A 20,438-nucleotide genomic window follows, 5' to 3' on the forward strand; every position below is an offset into this window, starting at 1 on the left:
AGATCATGACAAAAATACCTGAAATAGGCTACGGTTTGTGGAAAGTGGACAGAGCGGTCTGTGCACAGACTGTATATGACGCGATTGAGGTCGGCTACCGCCATTTCGATTCCGCCTGCGATTATGGCAATGAGGCCGAAGCCGGGCAGGGTTTCGCCACAGCGATAGCTGACGGGCTGGTCACGCGTGACGATCTGTGGATCACGTCAAAGCTTTGGAACACCTATCACAAGGCGGAGCATGTGCGCCCGGCTTGTGAGCGCAGCCTCTCGGATCTCGGTGTCGAGCAGCTTGATCTCTATCTGGTCCATTTCCCTATCGCGCTGGAATATGTGCCATTTGATACGCGCTATCCGCCGGAATGGCTGCATGATCCGACCGCAGCAAAAACGGAAATGAAGCTCGCACCTGTGTCGCTGGTGGAAACCTGGGCAGCAATGGAGGAGCTGGTCGATGCCGGGCTCGTAAAACAGATCGGTGTTTGCAATTACAACAGTGCGCTGCTGCATGACCTTATGGCTTATGCGCGGATCAAGCCGGCTGCTCTGCAGATCGAGAGCCACCCATACCTCACGCAGGAGAAACTGATCCGTCTGGCGCAGAATTACGGCATGGATGTCACGGCGTTCTCGCCGCTGGGCGCGTCATCCTATCTTGAGCTTGGCATGGCTGCGGATCAGGACATGGTGCTGGCCAACAAGGTTATACAGGATATTGCTGACCGGCATGGCAAAAGCGCGGCGCAGGTCGTCCTGCGGTGGGGCATACAGCGCGGCACGTCCATTATCCCGAAGGCAACGCAGGTGGCGCATATGCGTGAGAATCTGGCCGCGCAGGAACTTGAACTTTCAGTGCAGGAAATGGAACAGATTTCTGCCCTGAACAAAAACCGACGATTCAACGATCCGGGTGTTTTTTGCGAGCAGGCCTTTGGCCGCTTTCACCCGATTTACGACTGATGGGAGAGACCTGATGACAGACAAGACATTGGAGATACAGGAGTGGCACGGCGCGGCGTTTCCGGCCATTTTTGGAGATACGCAGAGCGGCCAATCACTCGCCGAAACCATGGCGGCACACAAGGCAGCCGTCACCGAGCAGGTTGAGCAGGTCGGGGCGGTCTTGTTCCGGGGCTATGATGTTCAGTCTGTCGAGGATTTCGATAAGGCCGTGACGGCTTTTGAAGCGCCAAACTTTCCGTATAAGGAATCTCTCTCCAACGCAGTGCGTGTGAACCTGACCGAGCGCGTCTTCACGGCGAACGAAGCACCGCCGCATATTTCGATTTTTCTCCATCACGAAATGGCGCAGACGCCGATTTATCCGTCCAAGCTGTTTTTTTATTGCGAGATTGCTGCAGAAGATGGCGGCGCAACGCCATTGTGCCGGTCGGACATTCTTCTGGAGCAACTTGCAGAAAAGGCGCCAGACTTTGTTCAGGCGCTGGAGGCGCGGGGCGTAAAATATAAAACCGTCATGCCGCCGAATGATGACGCGCAATCCGGCCTTGGTCGTAGCTGGCGCAGCACACTCACCGCCGAGACGAGAGACCAGGCGCAGGCGCGCTTGCGCCAGCTTGGCTATAGCTGGGAGTGGCAGGAGGACGATGTGCTGGTTGTCACAACCCCGCGCCTTGATGCAGTGAAAACACTCGCAGACGGCCGCAGGGTTTTCTTCAATCAGTTGATTGCAGCCTTCCGGGGCTGGAAAGATGAGCGCAATGACCCGTCAAAATCCATCACCTTCGGGGATAGCAGTCGCATTGACCCGGATGATATGGCTATCGCCATTCAGTTATCGGATGAATTATCTTTCGACATGAACTGGCAAAAAGGTGATGTGGTGCTGGTGGACAATTTCATCGTCATGCATGGCCGTCGCCCGTTTGAGGGCAAACGCCGGGTGCTTGCCTCTCTGGTGGCCTGATCCGCAGGCACATTAAAAATAACGGGTTGGGACCACATGCTGCGCGCCCGGTTCATTTGGTCGCGAACTGGAACTGGATGGGATAACATCACCAACTGTCCCAAAACATTTACGTTTGAGCCTCTTTCTTTCATCTCATATCATGCGTATTTTGAATGAGGAGAGTTACGTCCCGGATACGGGGATAAGGGGTGAGTGCAAGTGTCCTTTAAGTCTGGATCAAGAGAGCGTGAGCCAGCAGACGCTTTTGCGCAGCTGAAGTCAGACCTTTCCGGTGTGTCCGGCTACACGGGACAGTCCTTCACGTCCGAATTAGGCCCCTATGAACAGACCAGTGAACAGTTCACCCCGAAACTGAAGCCGCCCCCGAAACCGCAAAAGCCTGACAGTCCGCTCATGAAAGTGTGGAAGGCTTTCGAGCGTTTTTGCCGGACAGTCATTGCGTCTTTTTACACCACACTGCTGATCCTGCTGATCAGCACCATTGGGGTTGTCGTGGCGATGTTCCTGACCGGCGAGAACATGCAGCAGGTTTTCGCCGCTTTGCCAGGCATCGTCCTGAGGGCCGGGCTTATTGTATTTTATCTGTTACTGCTGTTCAGCGTCACGGGTCTGACCCGGAGATTGCGCAACCTCATTCTAGGCGACCCGGCCAAAGCCAATAAAGCGGAAGGATTTGTCCCCGCTGTCAACCAGCTTTATTTCGGCCAACTGGAGGTGATGTACACGTTCAATGACGAAGAGGACTGCCTGCATATCCTCAATGAGCGCTCATTCGTGCTCAGTCGGATTGATTTTTCCTTTGTCAAGGCGATTGAGGTTCTGGACTCTCCGCCCGCGCGCAAGGCCGCACAACCCGGAAAATACTGGTATGGTCATTTCAATACGCCGCCATTGCGCATCATCCTGAAAGACCCGCACAATAGCTTCCTTCTGATTTCCGGGGCTCAATTCGAGCGCGTACGCAAGGATGGCAAAGACAAGCCGCCTGCGACAGACGCGGCCATGGGCAGTGAATGTCTCGAGCGCGTCCATAAATTCGCAGAAAAGCTGGCTGCGCGGTGCGGTCTTTCAGTTCGCCACCCGTAAGGGCTGCCGTCCACAGCGCCAACTGCTGCCCGTCCTTGCATCCACCCCCTCACGCCGAATAATCATGGAGCATAACAGCCGCCGAAGCAGCGGGAGGAGACAGCACAATATGCAAGCCATCAAGCCAGAAGACCTTAAAGCCAAGATCGGTCAGAGCATCGGGTCCTCCGACTGGACCGAAATCAGCCAGGAGCGGATCAACCAGTTCGCTGACTGCACGGAAGACCATCAGTTCATCCATGTGGATGAAGAAGCCGCAAAAATGACCCCGTTTGGCGGCACGGTTGCGCATGGCTTCCTGTCCCTGTCCATGCTGTCAAAACTGGCAATGGGCGTGGCACTGGCGCTGGAAGGCATCAAGATGGGCGTCAATTACGGCTTTGAAAAAGTCCGCTTCGTCCAGCCTGTGCGTGCCGGCAAGAAAATCCGCGGCCATTTCACATTGATAGATGCCATCGAGAAAAAACCAGGCCAGTGGATGCTGACCTATGACGTATCGGTTGAGATTGAGGGGGAGGAAAAACCTGCCCTCGTCGCCGAATGGCTGACCATGCAGATGGTTGGCTGACCTGACCGTAACTGAACTGGCATCATTGATCTGAATTCAAGACCCCTAAAAAGCCTCTCAAGGAGAACCCCCATGCGCGAAGCAGTCATTGTCTCAACCGCCCGTACCCCCATCGGCAAAGCCTATCGCGGCGCCTTCAACAATACCCCGTCCCCAACACTGGCCGGACATACCATTAAAAGCGCCGTCGAGCGTGCTGGCATTGACGGGGGCGAAGTGGATGATGTGGTCATCGGTGCCGCCCTGCAACAAGGCGTTCAGGTAACGATTGGGCGCAACGCTGCCTTACGCGCCGGCCTGCCGGTAACGGTCGCGGGCATGAGTGTGGACCGTCAGTGTGCCTCTGGCATGATGGCGATCGGCATTGCTGCCAAACAGGTGATCGCTGATGGTCAGCAGATTGTTGTGGGCGGCGGTGTCGAGAGCATCTCCATGGTCCAGACAATGGAAATGCGCGTGGCCGCAGACCCGCAGCTCGTGGAAATGCATCCCAACGCCTACATCCAGATGATCGACACGGCCGAAATCGTTGCGAAGAAATACAATGTCTCGCGCGACGCGCAGGACGAGTATTCGTTCCAGTCGCAACAACGCACCCATGAAGCCCAACAGGCCGGCAAATTTGATGACGAGATCGTGCCGCTGACATCCGTGATGCAGAAAAAGAACAAGGAGACCGGCGAGGTTTCTGAGACAGAAGTGACCTTGGAAAAAGACGAAGGCAACCGCCCGGAGACTACGCTGGCAGGTCTTCAGGGCTTGCAGCCTGTGCGCGGCGAAGGCCACTGCATCACGGCGGGCAATGCCTCACAGCTCTCTGATGGTGCGTCTGCCAGTGTCATCATGGAAGCAAAAGAGGCCGAGAAACGCGGCCTTCAACCCCTTGGCATTTATCGTGGCATGGCGGTTGCCGGGCTTGAGCCGGAAGAAATGGGCATTGGCCCTGTCTTCGCGGTGCCAAAACTCCTGAAAGCCAATGGCCTGACCATGGATGATATTGGTCTGTGGGAATTGAACGAGGCGTTTGCTGTGCAGGTGCTGTATTGCCGCGACCAGCTGGGCATTCCGAACGAGAAGCTGAACGTGAATGGCGGCGCCATTTCCGTTGGCCACCCTTACGGCATGTCTGGCGCGCGCATGGTTGGCCACGCGCTTATTGAAGGCAAGCGTCGCGGCGCTAAATATGTTGTCTGCACCATGTGTGTTGGCGGTGGCATGGGTGCTGCCGGTCTGTTTGAAGTTGCTTGAGGAGACACCTGATGTCTGACGAACTCGAAAAATTCCGCGAAGAAACCCGCAGCTGGCTCGAAGAAAATTGCCCGCCGGAAATGCGCACCCCGATGAGTGTGGACAGGAATGCGTGCTGGGGCGGCAAGAAGTTCACCTTCGAAAGCGACGCCCAGAAGCTCTGGCTTGATCGCATGGCAGAGCGTGGCTGGACGGTGCCGGAATGGCCAAAGGAATATGGTGGAGGCGGATTGTCCAAAGCCGAAGCCAAGATTCTGGCCGCCGAGATGAAACGCATCAAGGCGCGCCCGCCACTGATCTCTTTCGGCATCTGGATGCTTGGGCCAGCGCTGCTCAAGTATGGCACAGAGGAGCAGAAACAGACGCATATCCCGAAAATCGTCCGGGGTGAGATCCGCTGGGCGCAAGGCTATTCGGAGCCCAATTCCGGCTCTGATCTTGCTTCCCTGCAAACCAAGTGTGAAGACAAGGGGGATCATTATCTCATCAATGGCCAGAAAGTCTGGACCTCCTATGCCGATGAGGCGGACTGGATATTTGTTCTGGTACGGACTGATCCTGCTGCGAAGAAGCACGAAGGCATCAGCTTTATTCTGGTGGACATGGATCAGCTTGGTGTCACCACCAAGCCGATCAAGCTGATCTCCGGCAAGTCGCCCTTCTGCGAGACATTTTTTGATGATGCGAAAGCCGAGAAAGACGCCATCATTGGCGGTCTGAACAAGGGCTGGACGGTCGCCAAATACCTGCTCACCCATGAGCGTGAGATGATCAGTGGCATGGGCTCAGGCTCTATGCGTCCCATGGGCGACATTGCCGCACAGCAGATTGGCCTGGATGAGCATGGCCGTCTCGCCGACCCGATATTGCGGACGGACGTTGCCCGGATGGAGATTGACGGTCTTGCCTTTATGGCCACGATGGAACGCTTCAAGGATGAGGCGAAAGCCGGGCAGGGCACGGGTGCGAATTCTTCCATGCTCAAATATTATGGCACGGAGCTGAATAAAAAGCGCCTTGAACTGATGATGGACAGCGCAGGCAGTGAGGGCCTTGAATGGGGTGCTGAGGAGGATGTCGCTTCCCAGTGGCTGCGCACCAAGGCTAATTCCATCGAAGGTGGCACGTCAGAAGTGCAACTCAACGTCATCTCCAAACGCATTCTCGAATTGCCGGGCGCGTAAAAAACAAGAAGAACAGGAACAGGCACATGGCAATGGTACTGAACGAAGAGCAGGAGATGCTCAAGGATATGGCGAAAGGCTTTCTGACAGAGAAAGCTCCCGTCAGCCAGTTGCGGGATTTACGCGATAGCGGCAACCCGGATGGATTTGATCGTGGCACATGGGATTCCATGGCTGAAATGGGCTGGGCGGGTGTCGTTGTGCCCGAAGAGCATGATGGCGTTGCCATGGGCTATCAGGCGGCGGGTCTGATAGCTGAGGAAATGGGCCGTACACTGACGGCATCCCCTTATGTCTCTACAGCAATCATGGGGGCTACGGCACTCAACAAATATGGCTCGTCTGATCAGAAAAATGACTGGCTGCCGAAACTGGCAGCAGGTGGCGCGCTCATGGCTGTGGCCGTGGACGAAAGCCGCAAACATGCCCCGTCAACTGTTGCCACCAAAGCAGAACGCTCTGGCAATGGCTTCAAACTGTCCGGCGAAAAGGCATTCGTGGCTGACGGTTCTGTTGCCGATGCCCTGATCGTCTCGGCCCGGACAGAAGGGGCTGAGGGAGATGAAAATGGTATCACCCTGTTCCTTGTGCCACGCGAGAGCGCCGGGCTGTCCGCTGAAAGCAGGTCCATGGTTGACAGCCGCAATGCAGCAACCATCAGGCTGGATGGTGTTGAACTGACGGCTGATGCGGTGCTGGGTGAGGTTGATGGGGGTTACCAGCCGCTGGAAGTCATCCTCAATGCAGGCCGCGCAGGTCTTGCCGCTGAAATGTCCGGTTCTGCCCAGGAATGCCTGACGCGTACCGTCGATTACCTGAAAGAGCGCAAGCAGTTTGGGCGCACAATTGGAGAGTTTCAGGCGCTGCAACACCGCGCAAGTCACCTCTATTCAGAAATTGAGGTTGGCAAGTCTGTCGTGATGAAAGCCCTGCAGATGATGGATCAGGCACCGGAAATGGCCGGGCTCATGGTGTCTGCCGCCAAGGCAAAACTTGGTCAGGTGGCACAGCTTTCTGCGCAGGAATCCATCCAGATGCATGGCGGCATCGGCATGACGGATGAATTTGATATCGGCTTCTTCATCAAGCGCGTGCGCGTCGCCGAAGCGCTTTACGGAGATGCCAATTTCCATACGGAGCGCTACGCCAGATTACGCGGCTTCTGATATTTCCTGACGAAGGCTGATTGCAAATCCCGTTGGGCTTTATCGGGATTCACTGGCAGCCGAATGCCACATCAATGCCTTCAGCCGCCGGGTTATCCGGCGTGCATAAGGCCGGCCAGCCATAGGTCTGCCAATACTCAACCAGGCCAATCTGCCGGGCGAAATCCTGAAAGGCGTCACTGGTACGTACAGCTTCTCCACGCTCGCTCCAAAGTGCGACAAAGAACGCAACGTCAAAGCCGCCTGAATTGGTGCGGAAGGTTTCGAAAGCAAGCTCAGGTTCCTGCAGCATGACCAGGAAGTTACCGAAGAACATCCGAGCCGCTCTGTCGGGCTGGTCGGCCAAGCCTGCGATCATTTGAACCGCCTTGGACCGGGCTTCCCCGCCAACAAAGATACCCTGCAACGCTGTTTCAATTTCTTGTTCAGTCAACAGCTGCGCCACTTGCGTCACCATCGGGCGGGCGTGATCCATAGCTCTTTGCGGATCGCCCTCAGCTTTGGCGATATCAGCCAGCACCATTTGAGCGGGCTGAAACCCCAGCGCAATTGCCTGATTTGCCACGTTGCGCGCCGCCTCAAGATCACCGCTTACATAAAGGTTGGTCGCGTGTGACAGGTGGTTGCGAGTCTGCAGTGGATCAAGTTTCAGGGTGCGGGCAGAATATTGCAAGGCATCCTCAATCTCGCCGACGGCTAACAGGCCATAGGCGTACCAGCGCAAGGCCAACTGGCTGTTGCGGTTCAGTGCCAGTGCCTTATCCAGATTGGTCCGCATGGACACGTAATCGCGCCGCTTGGCTGCCGTGAGGCCGAGCACGACATAGGTGCGCGCATTCTGCTGGCTGAGCGTCAGCGATTTGAGAGCACTAAGCTCTGCAAGGTCCAGTTCATTGGTAACTTCGCCGGCGAAAGTCTGTTTCTGCCAGTAGGCCATGCCAAGTTCTGCCCACGCTTCGGCAAATTGAGGATCAAGTTCCACGGCTTTCTCAAGCAGGTCAATAGACTCGTCTATGGCATCAATCTGTAAAGAGTTCTGAAGGTAGCGCGCCTGCAGATAAGCCTGCGTAGGCAGCCGGGTTCTGCGCTGCCCTCTTGTCCAGATATTCCTGGTCATCCTCACCCACCAGAAATTCCAGTTCCGACGCAACGGCAAGGGCGATCTGTTCCTGCACCTGAAACACATTCTCCAGCGTGTGTGTAAAGCTGTCAGACCACAAAGTAATATTGTTTGTCGTATCATTAAGTTGAATGGTGATGCGCACCTGATCACCCTGTTTGCGCACGGCGCCGGAGACAATATGGCTCACCCCGAGGCGCTGTCCGATTTCCGCTGAAGACACATTCTCGCCCTTGAAGGCAAAAGACGATGTGCGTGCCGTGACATCCAGCCCGTCGATACGCGACAAGGTGTAGATTATCTCTTCCGAAATACCGTCAGAGAAATATTCCTGATCCTGTGTCGCACTCAGGTCATCCAGAGGCATGACCGCAATCGCAATATTCTCCGGGGCTGTGGCGGCCGGGTTAGATGCCCGCAGGGTACTGGCTTCCGACGTCGTAGCCGGGCCAGCCTGTTGTTGCAGTGCCATATCTGTCTCAGCGGCCTGAACTGTTTGCGCCGTACTGATACCGCCATTGTTTTCTGGCGTTGCAGGCATTGCCCAGCGAATGGCTAATGTTGTGACGGCCAGCGCAGCGAGACCATAAAGGGCATAATCCCATTTCCCCAGAGCAAGAGCAGGCTTGTCAGCCTCGTCCATGTGTCTGTGCGTTGTTTTGCGCACCAGAAGCCAGGTGATAAGCAGGAAAAGCGGAAAGCCGGAAATGACCAGATAGGCAGCGGCCGACAGGCTCCAGTCCGGCAGCTTTAGGGCCGGCCCCATCACTTCCATCACTTGCATGATGATCCAGGAAATCATCAGATAACCTGCAATGGCAGTGAAATAGCGGTTCTGTTTTAATTGTTGCCAGATATTCTGCATGTGCGCGCTATAGCCCTTTCAAGCACATGTTACCTTATGGGCCAGCTATATCACGTTGCGCAAGTCTGCCCGGATAATACGAGACAGATCAACACGATCAGACCCTAGTCCTTGTAGATAACGCCTTCTTTCATCACGAAAGAGACGTTTTCCAGCACGGATACATCCTCGAACGGGTTGCCATCCACAGCGATGATATCAGCCGAAGCGCCTGCCTTGATGCTGCCGACACTATCTTCCTGCCCAAGAGCTTCTGCGGCCACAACTGTGGCGGCCTGAACAGCCTGAACCGGCGTCATGCCGAAACGTACCATGCGTGAGAGCTGGTTGGCATTATCTCCATGCGGATAGATGGCGGCATCAGAGCCGAACACGACCTTGACCCCGGCCTGCACAGCCTTGGTAAAGCTGTTGCGCTGAATCTCCCCAACCTGACGCTCTTTGGCGAGAGATTCTTCGCGCACGCCCAGCTTTTCGCCCTCTGCCAGCGTATATTCCGTATTGTAGATATCCATGGAAAGATATGTGCCCGCACGTTTTGCCATGCGGATGGCTTCGTCATCCATGAAGCTCGCATGTTCAATCGTATCAACCCCGGCGGTGATCGCGTTCTTGATCCCCACAGCGCCGTGGGCGTGAGAAGCAACCTTGAGGCCTCTGGCATGGGCTTCTTCAACAATCGCGGTCAGTTCTTCCACGGTGCCCTGCGCTGCGCCCAGTGTGGTGCCTTTGGAAAAGACGCCACCTGTCGAGCAGGTCTTGATCAGGTCGACACCATATTTGATGTTCTCGCGCACCTGTTCGCGCATCTCCCATGGGCCGGTTGCAACCGCGAGGCCCTTGGCGTTGAACTCCGGCGGCAGCAAGCTGACATCAGAACAGTGGCCGCCAACAATGCCGACAGGCGGGCCGGACACGAACAGGCGCGGGCCGGGAATCTCCCCTTCATTGATGGATTCCCGCAAGGCCACAGTCGCGTAGTCGCGACTGCCAACATCGCGCACCGTTGTGAAACCGGCCATCAGTGTTTTTTGCGCATTCATCACGCCCCAGATCGTGCGCCGCTCTTTCTGGTAACCAAGCCGGTCATAGCCGCGCCCCTTGGTGGCGGAACTTGTCAGATGCACATGCATGTCAATGAGACCCGGCAGAATGGTGCGCGCGCCCAGGTCAATTTTCTCCGCATCCGCCGGAATTGTCATGGCGGCGGCGTTGCCAACGCTGGTTACTTTGCCATTATCGATCACGACCACAGGGTTGCTGATAATCCTGCCACTGGCCGGGTCTGCCAGTGACGCGGCGGTCAGATAGACCGGCTCGGCAGCAACAGATGTGGCGAACAGGCAAAAGGCGCTGAGGGCAGCAATCAGTCTCATGGCAAAAAGTCCTTTATCTAGAAGCAGATATGCAACCACGTTCTCTCCGGCTCGGCAATGCTGCAGGGCAGAAATTATGCTTCCGACTCCCTGGCGCATCAGGTATGATTAACAAAAGCTGACATGAGGCATGGCTGCGTGCCAGAGACAGAGGATTTCATGCGTAAAAACAGAGTGATAGCGCTTGCGTTGGCAGGTGGTTTGGCCGTCACAGCCGGCGCGGCACAGGCGGAAGACGCGACTTACACCGTCGTCATCGAGAATGATTACGTATTCAACCAGGATCGTGACTATTCCAGCGGGTTCCAGCTCGATTATGTTTCTCCGGCCAAACAGGGCAGGGATGGATTGACCGGGCGCATCGCGCGTGATGTCTTGCAGGCAACAGGCAGTGATCCGGTACGCAAGCGCATCGCCGTCGGTCAGTATATTTTCATCCCCGAAGACACAACCGGCCCCGGTACCCCCGAAGGGCAGCACCCTTATGCAGGGTTTCTGTATGGTACCTATGGTGTTCTGGCCCAGAAAGGGCAGGACCGTCTCGACAGTTTTCATGTACAGGTCGGCCTGACGGGAGACCCATCGCTCGGGGAAGATGTGCAGGACGTCTTCCATAATGCCTTTGGTGATGATGAAGCCCAGGGCTGGGAAACGCAACTTGATACAGAGCTTGCCTTCGCCGCCACTTATGATCAGGCACGCAAATACCCCGTTTTTCAGTGGGGCGGTCTGGAGAGCGAAGTCATTGCCAATGCCGGCGTCACAGCGGGCACCTTGTTGACACAGGCACATGTGGCCGCCAACTGGCGACTGGGCTTTGACCTCTCTGACGATTTCGGCCCGGTCAAACTCTACCCTTATGTCAGTGCCGGTCAGTGGGATAATCAAAGTCGCCTCAGCGGTTATGTCTATATTGGCGGCACGGTTCGGGCGGTCGCGCGCGATCTGTTCCTTGACGGGAACACATTCTCCGACAGCGAAAGTGTGGACAAGGAGTTTTTCGTGCCAGACTGGAATGCCGGCGCCGTGGTAGAGCTTGGCGTCGCGCAGGTCAGCTTCACCTATCAGGAGCGCGGCCAGAGCTACGAAACACAGGACACACCGCACAAGACGGCCTCAGTGAATTTGTCACTCGGTCTTTAATCCTCAGAGATGAAAAGCAGCTTTGGCCTTGAAGCGCACTGCATTTGCGCATATCCGTTGTAGCTTCCAAGCCTATGCTATTCCGCAGCTTTCGGGATAGCGCTAACAGATTTACGGATTAAAGACATGAGCGAAATTGCACCGCGCAAACTGCTGAAAGGCGAAACAGGCGACTGGGAAGTTGTGATCGGGCTGGAAGTCCACGCTCAAGTCTCCTCAAAGTCGAAACTCTTTTCCGGTGCGCCCGCTACCTATGGTGCTGGCCCCAATGAGAATGTGTCACTGGTGGATGCCGCTATGCCGGGCATGTTGCCGGTCATCAACAGATATTGCGTGGAACAGGCCATCCGCACGGGGCTTGGTCTTAATGCACAGATCAACACCTGGTCCCGCTTTGACCGCAAGAATTATTTCTACCCGGACCTGCCGCAGGGCTACCAAATTTCCCAGTATCTTGACCCGATTGTTGGCGAGGGCGAGATCGAGGTGGAACTTGGGCCGGAAGAAACCATCACGGTTGGCATTGAGCGCCTGCACCTGGAGCAGGATGCGGGCAAGTCGATCCATGATCTGTCCCCGACAGACTCTTATGTGGACCTCAACAGGTCCGGCGTTGCCCTGATGGAGATTGTCTCGAAGCCTGAGATGCGGTCAGGGGAAGAAGCATCGGCCTATTTCGGCAAGCTGCGCACCATCGTGCGCTACCTTGGCACCTGTGACGGTAATATGGATCAGGGCTCCATGCGAGCCGACGTGAATGTTTCAGTACGCCGGCCCGGCGAAGAACTTGGTACCCGGACAGAAACAAAGAACGTCAATTCCCTGAAATTCGTCCGTCAGGTTGTCGAATATGAAGCGCGGCGTCAGATCGAAGTACTGGAAGCTGGTGGCACGATTGATCAGGAAACGCGCCTTTTCAACGTGAAAACCGGTGAGACGCGCACGATGCGCTCCAAGGAAGACGCCCATGATTATCGTTATTTCCCGGACCCGGACCTGTTGCCGCTGGAATTTGAACAGGCCTGGGTAGAAGAAATCCGTGCGTCCCTGCCGGAGCTTCCGGATGCCAAGAAGCACCGCTTCGTCGAGCAGTATGGTTTGCCGCCCTATGATGCGTCTGTGCTGGCAGCGGACAAGACGGCGGCGGCCTATTTCGAGGCCGTGGCAGAGGGGCAAGATGGCAAGATGGCCGCTAACTGGGTTATGGGTGACCTGTTCGGCGCGCTCAACAAGGAAGGGTTGGAGATCAGCGACAGCCCGGTCAGTGCGACCCAGTTGGGGGGCTTGATTGGTCTTATCAAGGACAACACCATTTCCGGCAAGATTGCCAAGGAAGTCTTTGCCCTGATGTTCTCGGGCGAGGAAATCGGCACACCGGCAGAAATTGTCGAAAAACGTGGTCTTAAGCAGGTGACCGATACAGGCGCGATCGAAGCTGTGATCGACAAAATCATTGCCGATAATCCAAAGCAGGTTGAACAGGTCAAAGAAAAGCCGAAAACCATGGGTTGGTTCGTCGGTCAGGTGATGAAGGAAATGGGCGGCAAGGCAAACCCGCAAGCCGTCAATCAAATCCTTAAAGCCAAACTGGGTGTGGAATAGTCACCTGACAGGAAATCGCGAGACCATCGGGATGTTTTCCAGAGCAAGACGCGATTTTGAGCCTTTTTCCCTTGCCGGCGTATTGGTTCTGACCTCGCTTTTCGGCCTGGCCAATGCGCTGGTGCGACTGACGGCGGGTGTCAATCTGGCGCTTGATGATACCAAGGAAAATATCTTTACCCAGAAATTCTCCTGGGGATATCTGCCGGACAATCCGCCGCTCTATGAGTGGATCCTGACACTTGTCCAGCAGGCGACTGGCCCGACCCTGTTCAGTTTCCTGATTGTGAAATATATCTTGATGACGATTACAGCCCTGTTCCTGTTCCTGGCGGGACGGCGATTATTTCGCAGTGAGAAATGGGCAGCCCTGACGGTTTTTTCTTGCCTGTTGCTGTATCAGCTTGGCTATAACTACCATCAGGCATTCACGCACTCGCTTGTCGTGATCGCGGCGGTGGCCTTTTCACTGTGGACTCTTGTGCGCCTTGTGCAGCAGCCAACATTCCCCGCCTATATGCTCTTCGGGTTTTCAGTCGGCCTGGGATTGTTATCCAAATATAATTTCACCGGTTTTCTGGCGGTGATGCTGCTGTCCGGCCTTTTGGACCGGGACATCAGAAAGAGACTTCTGAACTGGCCGATGCTGGGCGCGATGGGTCTTGCCGCGCTGATTGCCATGCCGCATTTCCTCTGGGTGCAGGACAATCAGGCACTGTTTGTTTCATATGTCGCAAACAAGCTGGGTCAGACAGACGGGGGCTATTTCCCACGTGTTGGTGAAGGGATCGGCAATACGCTGGTCGCGGTGATTTCGTTCTATCTGCCCTTCCTGCTTCTGGCCCCTGGCTTCTTTCGTGGTGCGCTCACACCATCGCATTTGGCGCGCCTGCCGGAGGATCACATGATGCGGCTGCTGGAGCGATCCAGCACGCTCGCCTTTCTGCTTATTATGGCAGGTGTCTTCCTGTTCGGTATTTCCAATGTGACGGAGCGCTATGTCATTCCATTCTTCTTGCCCGGTTTTTTCTGGATCATGTTTCTTCTGAAAAATGCTGGGACGCCAGAACGGGTGCGACGGTGGAGCAGGGTGCTTGTTGGCGCGGCGCTTTTTTTGCTCTTTGTACGTTTTATTGGTGTATTCTACCCCGGTGCGCCCGTCTGTGAAGATTGTCAGCGGTGGCGACCATACGCGCAGATACTGGGTGAAATACGCAAGGCGGAGCTTGATGAGCAGGCGGTGTATATCGGCTATGAGGAAAATACTGCTGGCAATCTGCGCCGATTGATGCCGGGCGCAGCGGTGCGCTCCTATAATCTCCTGTTCTATAACCCCATTGAGGACCGCCACGCTGACAAGCCCTGTTATTTTGTCTGGTCGGAAGAACTGCTCGGGCAGCCGGTAGAGCAGAAATTACGTCACATTACAGATCAAAAAGATACGCTATTTGTCAACGCGCAATGGCGGCACCCAATGAGGCCAGCGGATTGGCGCCAGACCCAATGGGGGATTTCCCCGATTCCGGTAACAGACCCGGCGTATGAAAATCTTTGCACTTCGTAAATTATGGTTAGCAAATAGTAACCATTAACGAGAGTTTAATAATCAGTAAACCAAGTATAAATTTCACTTTAACGTGATCTTCAGGATAAGTTGGTCAAAATCTGCTTGGTTAACAGTTCGAGAGAGAGCTGTTGCCATCATAACAAGCAGAATGAGGGGACGAAAATGTCCGTTACCGTTTTACCAACCGACCTTGAAGGGGCACAGCCAATCCTGTCCAGCGAGGATATGTATCGCAAGGGGCTGGAGGCTTCCACACCCGGCGCTGAGGACTATGATGTTGTCAGAGCGCACAAGTGGTTCAACCTGTCAGCCATGAAAGGCAATCCGCAGGCACGCGTCTATTGCAAGGAGCTGCTGTTGGAGATGACCACAGACCAGGTTGCGCAGGCTCAGAAGCTCGCCCGCGAATGGCTATCCGCCAACCGCGCCGTTCTGATTGGCTGATTGTTTTCGTTTTTGCGTTGCGGTTTGAAACGCTCTATGCGTACCTTTTCGACTACGCTGAAAAGGTATTTGAATGTCAGGCGCTCTGGAGCAAATTGTTCTGCACTTCCAGCAACAACATTTTCAAGATGCGTTGCGATTAATAAAAGACTTGCCCCGAAATATAAGCCAAGAGGGGCAGGTCCTACACATCAGGGCCATGTGTCACGCTCAGCTGCAACAACTTGATGAAGCTGACAAGTATTATCGAAAAGCCATTGAGGCTAAACCGAATTCCCCCGAAATATTGGTTCAATATACTGATATGAAGCGTACTTTCGGGTCTCTTGATGAAGCACTGGTAATTGCAGATTCTGCTATTCGGAGATTTCCAAACGATCCGGAAGTCTGGTTTTCGCGCGCACTCACTTGGGACATTGATGGCAATGCTGAAAAAGCAATATCCGACTACATGAAGGTCGTTGAACTTCAGCATAATCACGCCGTCGCATGGAGCAATCTCGGGCAAGTATTGCGAAAAATAGGTGAGCTTGAAGAGGCGAAAATAGCGCTGGACCAGTCCCTTGTTTTGCGCCCCCGACACCCTCAGACACTGGCAAAACGCGCAAATGTTCTACATGACATGGGTATGCTTGAAGAGGCTCTGGCAGACCAGACTGAGGCATTGCGATCATTGCCGAATGATCCCGCAGTGCTAGCCGGTTATGCGAGAAGTTGTCAGCGCCTTGGCCAAACTGAACGGGCTCTCGCTGCTTATCAGGAAGCAATACGCTTGATGCCTTCAGATCTGCTCCTGCATTCCGACTTTAATCGGTTGCTTTGGGAAAGTGGACATAAAGAACAGTTTTTGGTTTCGCTGGATTATGCCTTGGGCAAAACCGATGAGACTCGCCACGGATCATTGTTGGGGTTAAAAGGCGAGTTGGCAAGGCTTCGGGAAGATGACGATGTAGCTGAAGAGGCATTCAGGCAGGCGCTGCCCATAGCCAGCACGGAGGATCGAGCGACAATATTGGCGGGGCTGGCTGGTGTTGCACAACGTCGCAATGATGTTGAGACTGCCGATGCGTTCTACAGGGAAGCTCTTGAAGCTCAACCTGATGCGACAAAATTCCTGCATTCATACGCGGGGTTCTTGATGGAACAGCAGGCATTTCAGGAAGCTTTGATATTGCTCGATAAGGACGTGGCAGACTATCATTTACAGCGCCACCTTGCTTTCAAGGCACTTGCGTGTAGGGCCACAGGAGACGAGCGTTACCGATACTGGTATGATTATGATCGCCTGACGGCAAGTCGTATGATTACTCCACCACCTAAATACGGATCTTTGGCAAACTTCCTAGAGGCAGTTCAGGTGGCTCTGGAGCCTGCCTTTAGCACGCAGCAAGCACCGCTTGATCAGACCTTGTTTCACGGCCTACAGACTCCGGGAAATCTATGGGATATCAGAAACCCGGTACTGCAGGAGTTGAAAGTCTGTTTGCTCGATTGTGTGGCAACTTTTCTTGAGGGGATGGAGCTTGCGGGTGATGAAGAACATCCATTTTTGCGGAGGATGCTCGGTAAATCTGATTTCAGTAGACACTTGCGGTACACCGGGGCATGGGCCGTAAAGCTTACAAATCAGGGAGGGCATATCGACCATATCCATCCAGATGGGTGGATGAGCGCCTCTCATTATGTGACTGTGCCCGAACAGATGAGCCCTGATGAAGGGAGCAAGGCAGGATGGTTAAGGCTAGGAGCCTCCGGGGTAAAAGGGCTTCAACTCGGTCCTGAGAGATATATTAAGCCTGAACCAGGGCATATAATCATGTTTCCCTCATATATCTGGCATGGAGTAGAGCCTATCCAGACCATGGAGCCAAGAATAACGACGCCATTTGATGTCTCGCTAGGGTCAAAGAGGTGAATGTCTAATTTGTGTCAATTTTATCACAATGACTTAAAGGAAATTCTAAATGCCGGTTGCTCGTCCTTGACGCTTCATCACAACTAATCATAGTTAGCCTTGGCTAATCGAGTTATGATTAGACTAAACTCATTTTGGGGCGGTCGACTAATTAAGCGATATGATCCTCAATCGGGTCTATAAACTGATAGTAAAGCTGGAGGGCTATATGTCAAAAATATCAATTACGGGGCGGTTGCTCCAAACCACAATCCTTGCCGGGGTTGTGTCAACGGCATTTACCGGAGCGGTTGTCGCTCAGGAAGAGGATGATACTTCAGGTGATGTTATTGTCATTACAGGCTCACGCCTGCAAAATGCTAACATCACTTCTACTTCGCCAGTAACAACTATCGGCGAAGAGGCATTTGATCGAGCTGGCGTAGTAGATGCTGTTGATGTTCTCAACAATTTACCAAGCGTTACAGCGGCGCAAGATTCTAACGTATCAAATGGCGCTACAGGCACAGCTTCCCTGAACCTGCGCGGTCTTGGTTCAAACCGTAACCTTGTGCTTATTGATGGCAAACGCCTTGGCCCTGGTCGTCCGGATATTTCTTCCGCTGACCTGAACCAGATTCCAACGCCACTGCTTGATCGTGTTGAAATTGTTACTGGCGGCGCTTCAGCTGTTTATGGTTCTGATGCTATTGCTGGCGTTGCTAACTTCATTCTCAAGCGTGACTTTGAAGGTTTGGAGCTTAGTGCAAACTTTAGCCAGTTTAGAGACGACAACGACAACAAGTTCGCTCAAGCTGTAACTAACCTTAGTTCTACCGACGGCATTACACCATCAGACACTCAGACTGACGGTGAAACATACGATATTTCTGCCGTATTCGGGACCAATTTTGACAACGATAGAGGTAACGTGACAGGTTTTCTGCGCTACGTTGACCAAAAAGCGGTGCTGCAGGGAACGCGGGATATTTCCCGTTGTGCTATAGTGGATTTTGGCCCTGAAGCAGGAAATGATGTTTTCTGTGTTGGTTCTAATTTCGGCCCGAATCCTACGACAATAACTCTTGGGGCATTCGACGCGCAGGGTAATCCAATCACAGGCGGTATCGTAGGCGTGGTGTCTTTGGATGCCAACGGTAATGTTCCTCGGGATGCTAATGGTGATCCAATTCTTGGGTCAAGCAATGCATTTAACTTCAACCCGACGAACTTCTTCCAGCGTCCGACTGAGCGAATCCAAGGTGGCTTCCTTGCGAACTACCAGATCAACGATAAGGTTGAAGCATATCTGGATGCTACTTTCTTCCGAAACACCACAGACGCTCAAATTGCGCCATCTGCGACGTTTGGTGAAATTCAGTCCGTAAATTGTGACAACCCTTTCCTGTCTGCGGAATTGGTGGATATCATCTGTACCCAGCGTGGCTTTAGTGGTAGTGATTTGGCTCAGGTCCAGATCAATCGTCGTTTTGTTGAAGGTGGCGGCCGTAACTCGTTTATTGAGTTGGATAGTATACGTACTGTAGCTGGTATTCGTGGTCCGCTTGCTAATACAGGTTGGGACTATGATTTGTTTGCTCAGTATTCTGTAACATCGCAGTCTGACACGAATACAAATGATGGCAACATCAACCTGCTGCAGGAGGCATTGCTTGTTACGGGCACAAGTGATAATCCTGTTTGTACATCAGGTCGCGCGGGCTGTTTGCCGCTCAACCTGTTTGGGACATCGCCAGTTGACACAACTGCACTTGCCGCTGTTTTGACGCCAACAATCTTGACTGGTGAGATTAAGCAGAAAGTCTTTGGTGGGTCTATTCAAGGCGAACTTCCTGAACTCAAGTTTCCTTCTGCGGGCTCTCCTGTAGCTGCTCTTATCGGTTTTGAAATTCGTGAAGATGAATTGAAGAGCCAGCCTGACTCCATCCTTACTGTAGGTGGGTCAACAGGTCTTGGTGGACCATCACTGCCAGTTGACGCCAACGCCAAGGTAGAGGAAGTCTTTGGTGAGGTTGCTGTTCCGCTGATAAATGGCCGTGAGTTCTTTGAGGAGCTCTCATTTACAGCTCAGTATCGTTACTCAGAGTACACCTACAACAACAACGTTCCAGGCGGTAGCCAGTCTGACGGTACAGAGAGTACAGCTTATGCGGCTGGTCTTGCATGGGCGCCTACAAGCGATGTTCGTTTCCGTGCACAGTATCAGCGTGCCGTTCGTGCACCAAACGTATTCGACTTGTTTGATCCTCAATCACTCGCCTTGTTCAGCGATAGTGACCCTTGTTCTGGTACGGTTGGTAGTACAAACCTCACCGCGACCGTTGAGCAATGTCAGCTTACAGGTCTTGATCCGGCTCTTTATGGGTTGGTGGCCGAAGATGCTGGGCAGTTACAACAACTGACTGGTGGTAACACCGATCTTGAACCTGAAAAGTCTGACACTTATACACTTGGTGCTGTTATCACGCCGAGTGCTATAGAAGGGCTGACGGTCTCCATTGATTACTTCGACATTACTGTTGAAGATTTCATTACAGGGATCCCTGCTGCATCTATACTCGACGGATGTATCGATTCAAGTGTTCCGGATTTCTGTAACTTCATCAACCGTGATGCGCTTGGCACACTTCAGGTTGATGGGTTCATCGTATCAACGGATCAGAACATTGCTGAGCGGTCTGCAAAAGGCTTTGACGTCAATGCGCGATACCAGTTTGATCTGGCCGATATCGGCATGGGTGAAAATGGTGGTCTGACCATTGATTATGTTGCTACCTATAACACTGAACTTGAGCAAACCAGCTTCCCAGGCGCGCCGGTCACGGATTGCCTCGCAGTATGGGGCGGCTCTTGCTTCACCGGTGACATCACGCCTGAATACGGACACACAGCGTCTTTGACTTGGGACTCTAATTTCGATATCGACGTAACTGCTACATGGCGTCACATCGGCGAGGTTTCTAGCCAGGATAACGAAGTGCCAGTTGGTGGTATTGGTAACGTGTTCGATGCTGAGAACTATCTTGACCTCTTCGCATCATGGGATGTCAAAGATGATATGACACTACATGCCGGTATTAATAACGCTTTGGACGAAGATCCTCCAATTTCAGACTTCCGCTTCACTGCGAATGGTAACACCTTCCCGTCAACTTATGACTCGAATGGCCGGTTCCTGTTCATTGGTGGTAAGTTGAAATTCTGATCTGGTACCAATCAGAAAAT

General features: G+C 53.6%; 16 protein-coding genes. 13 read left to right on the forward strand and 3 right to left on the reverse strand.

The genetic code is table 11. The features are described 5' to 3' along the window. The first annotated feature begins 5 nt into the window (after positions 1-5). The 7 genes from RAL90_RS02675 to RAL90_RS02705 all read left to right on the forward strand — a co-directional run bounded on the left by RAL90_RS02675 (position 6) and on the right by RAL90_RS02705 (position 7,181). Complete coding sequence (locus RAL90_RS02675) at positions 6-959, forward strand: aldo/keto reductase (protein WP_306252988.1); 954 nt, start codon at positions 6-8, stop codon at positions 957-959. A 13-nt stretch (positions 960-972) separates the two neighbouring features. Further along, positions 973-1,926, forward strand: a complete 954-nt coding sequence (locus tag RAL90_RS02680; protein WP_306252989.1) for a TauD/TfdA family dioxygenase — start codon at positions 973-975, stop codon at positions 1,924-1,926. 201 nt (positions 1,927-2,127) lie between these two features. Continuing rightward, on the forward strand, positions 2,128-3,015 hold the full coding sequence (locus tag RAL90_RS02685; protein WP_306252990.1) for a hypothetical protein: 888 nt from the start codon (positions 2,128-2,130) through the stop codon (positions 3,013-3,015). Positions 3,016-3,124: 109 nt separating this feature from the next. Continuing rightward, complete coding sequence (locus tag RAL90_RS02690) at positions 3,125-3,583, forward strand: MaoC family dehydratase (protein ID WP_306252991.1); 459 nt, start codon at positions 3,125-3,127, stop codon at positions 3,581-3,583. A 72-nt stretch (positions 3,584-3,655) separates the two neighbouring features. Further along, positions 3,656-4,831, forward strand: a complete 1,176-nt coding sequence (locus RAL90_RS02695; protein WP_306252992.1) for an acetyl-CoA C-acyltransferase — start codon at positions 3,656-3,658, stop codon at positions 4,829-4,831. A gap of 11 nt (positions 4,832-4,842) precedes the next feature. Beyond that, positions 4,843-6,015: an acyl-CoA dehydrogenase family protein gene (locus RAL90_RS02700; protein ID WP_306252993.1), complete on the forward strand. Its 1,173-nt coding sequence runs from the start codon at positions 4,843-4,845 to the stop codon at positions 6,013-6,015. Between the two features lie 26 nt (positions 6,016-6,041). Next, positions 6,042-7,181: an acyl-CoA dehydrogenase family protein gene (locus RAL90_RS02705; protein WP_306252994.1), complete on the forward strand. Its 1,140-nt coding sequence runs from the start codon at positions 6,042-6,044 to the stop codon at positions 7,179-7,181. A gap of 49 nt (positions 7,182-7,230) precedes the next feature. On the opposite strand, the gene RAL90_RS02710 is transcribed toward RAL90_RS02705, so the two are convergent. The 3 genes from RAL90_RS02710 to RAL90_RS02720 all read right to left on the reverse strand — a co-directional run bounded on the left by RAL90_RS02710 (position 7,231) and on the right by RAL90_RS02720 (position 10,542). Continuing rightward, positions 7,231-8,298: a lipopolysaccharide assembly protein LapB gene (locus RAL90_RS02710; RefSeq protein ID WP_306252995.1), complete on the reverse strand. Its 1,068-nt coding sequence runs from the start codon at positions 8,296-8,298 to the stop codon at positions 7,231-7,233. After that, positions 8,201-9,166 carry a hypothetical protein gene (locus RAL90_RS02715; RefSeq protein WP_306252996.1) on the reverse strand — a complete coding sequence of 322 codons (966 nt, stop codon included), beginning with the start codon at positions 9,164-9,166 and terminating at the stop codon, positions 8,201-8,203. The genes RAL90_RS02710 and RAL90_RS02715 overlap by 98 nt, the downstream gene beginning before the upstream one ends. Positions 9,167-9,270: 104 nt before the next feature. Further along, positions 9,271-10,542: an amidohydrolase family protein gene (locus RAL90_RS02720; RefSeq protein WP_306252997.1), complete on the reverse strand. Its 1,272-nt coding sequence runs from the start codon at positions 10,540-10,542 to the stop codon at positions 9,271-9,273. Positions 10,543-10,701: 159 nt separating this feature from the next. Here RAL90_RS02720 and RAL90_RS02725 point away from each other — a divergent pair, with 159 nt between their 5' ends. From RAL90_RS02725 to RAL90_RS02750, 6 genes are all read left to right on the forward strand, one after another. Continuing rightward, positions 10,702-11,685, forward strand: a complete 984-nt coding sequence (locus RAL90_RS02725) for a lipid A deacylase LpxR family protein (RefSeq protein ID WP_306252998.1) — start codon at positions 10,702-10,704, stop codon at positions 11,683-11,685. A gap of 126 nt (positions 11,686-11,811) precedes the next feature. After that, the gene (gene gatB / locus RAL90_RS02730) at positions 11,812-13,287 is read left to right on the forward strand and encodes an Asp-tRNA(Asn)/Glu-tRNA(Gln) amidotransferase subunit GatB (protein WP_306252999.1); all 1,476 of its coding nucleotides are present in this window, start codon (positions 11,812-11,814) and stop codon (positions 13,285-13,287) included. Between the two features lie 31 nt (positions 13,288-13,318). After that, positions 13,319-14,851, forward strand: coding sequence for a glycosyltransferase family 39 protein (locus RAL90_RS02735; protein WP_306253000.1), 1,533 nt, complete (start codon positions 13,319-13,321; stop codon positions 14,849-14,851). Between the two features lie 165 nt (positions 14,852-15,016). Further along, positions 15,017-15,298, forward strand: a complete 282-nt coding sequence (locus RAL90_RS02740; RefSeq protein ID WP_306253001.1) for a hypothetical protein — start codon at positions 15,017-15,019, stop codon at positions 15,296-15,298. Between the two features lie 73 nt (positions 15,299-15,371). After that, entirely contained in the window at positions 15,372-17,213 is a 1,842-nt protein-coding gene (locus RAL90_RS02745) for a tetratricopeptide repeat protein (protein WP_306253002.1), read from the forward strand. Between the two features lie 208 nt (positions 17,214-17,421). Then, a complete protein-coding gene (locus tag RAL90_RS02750) occupies positions 17,422-20,418 on the forward strand; it encodes a TonB-dependent receptor domain-containing protein (RefSeq protein ID WP_306253003.1) in 2,997 nt (998 codons plus the stop codon). Positions 20,419-20,438: the final 20 nt, after the last annotated feature.

This window comes from Parvularcula sp. IMCC14364, assembly GCF_030758415.1.
Taxonomy (GTDB): Bacteria; Pseudomonadota; Alphaproteobacteria; order Caulobacterales; family Parvularculaceae; genus Aquisalinus.

Bases quoted from the DNA above. Each gene is read 5' to 3' on its own strand.
- RAL90_RS02675 (WP_306252988.1), top strand. From the start codon at position 6: ATGACAAAAATACCTGAAATAGGCTACGGTTTGTGGAAAGTGGACAGA.
- RAL90_RS02680 (WP_306252989.1), top strand. From the start codon at position 973: ATGACAGACAAGACATTGGAGATACAGGAGTGGCACGGCGCGGCGTTT.
- RAL90_RS02690 (WP_306252991.1), top strand. From the start codon at position 3,125: ATGCAAGCCATCAAGCCAGAAGACCTTAAAGCCAAGATCGGTCAGAGC.
- RAL90_RS02695 (WP_306252992.1), top strand. From the start codon at position 3,656: ATGCGCGAAGCAGTCATTGTCTCAACCGCCCGTACCCCCATCGGCAAA.
- RAL90_RS02700 (WP_306252993.1), top strand. From the start codon at position 4,843: ATGTCTGACGAACTCGAAAAATTCCGCGAAGAAACCCGCAGCTGGCTC.
- RAL90_RS02705 (WP_306252994.1), top strand. From the start codon at position 6,042: ATGGCAATGGTACTGAACGAAGAGCAGGAGATGCTCAAGGATATGGCG.
- RAL90_RS02710 (WP_306252995.1), bottom strand. From the start codon at position 8,298: ATGACCAGGAATATCTGGACAAGAGGGCAGCGCAGAACCCGGCTGCCT.
- RAL90_RS02715 (WP_306252996.1), bottom strand. From the start codon at position 9,166: ATGCAGAATATCTGGCAACAATTAAAACAGAACCGCTATTTCACTGCC.
- RAL90_RS02720 (WP_306252997.1), bottom strand. From the start codon at position 10,542: ATGAGACTGATTGCTGCCCTCAGCGCCTTTTGCCTGTTCGCCACATCT.
- RAL90_RS02725 (WP_306252998.1), top strand. From the start codon at position 10,702: ATGCGTAAAAACAGAGTGATAGCGCTTGCGTTGGCAGGTGGTTTGGCC.
- gatB (WP_306252999.1), top strand. From the start codon at position 11,812: ATGAGCGAAATTGCACCGCGCAAACTGCTGAAAGGCGAAACAGGCGAC.
- RAL90_RS02735 (WP_306253000.1), top strand. From the start codon at position 13,319: ATGTTTTCCAGAGCAAGACGCGATTTTGAGCCTTTTTCCCTTGCCGGC.
- RAL90_RS02740 (WP_306253001.1), top strand. From the start codon at position 15,017: ATGTCCGTTACCGTTTTACCAACCGACCTTGAAGGGGCACAGCCAATC.
- RAL90_RS02745 (WP_306253002.1), top strand. From the start codon at position 15,372: ATGTCAGGCGCTCTGGAGCAAATTGTTCTGCACTTCCAGCAACAACAT.
- RAL90_RS02750 (WP_306253003.1), top strand. From the start codon at position 17,422: ATGTCAAAAATATCAATTACGGGGCGGTTGCTCCAAACCACAATCCTT.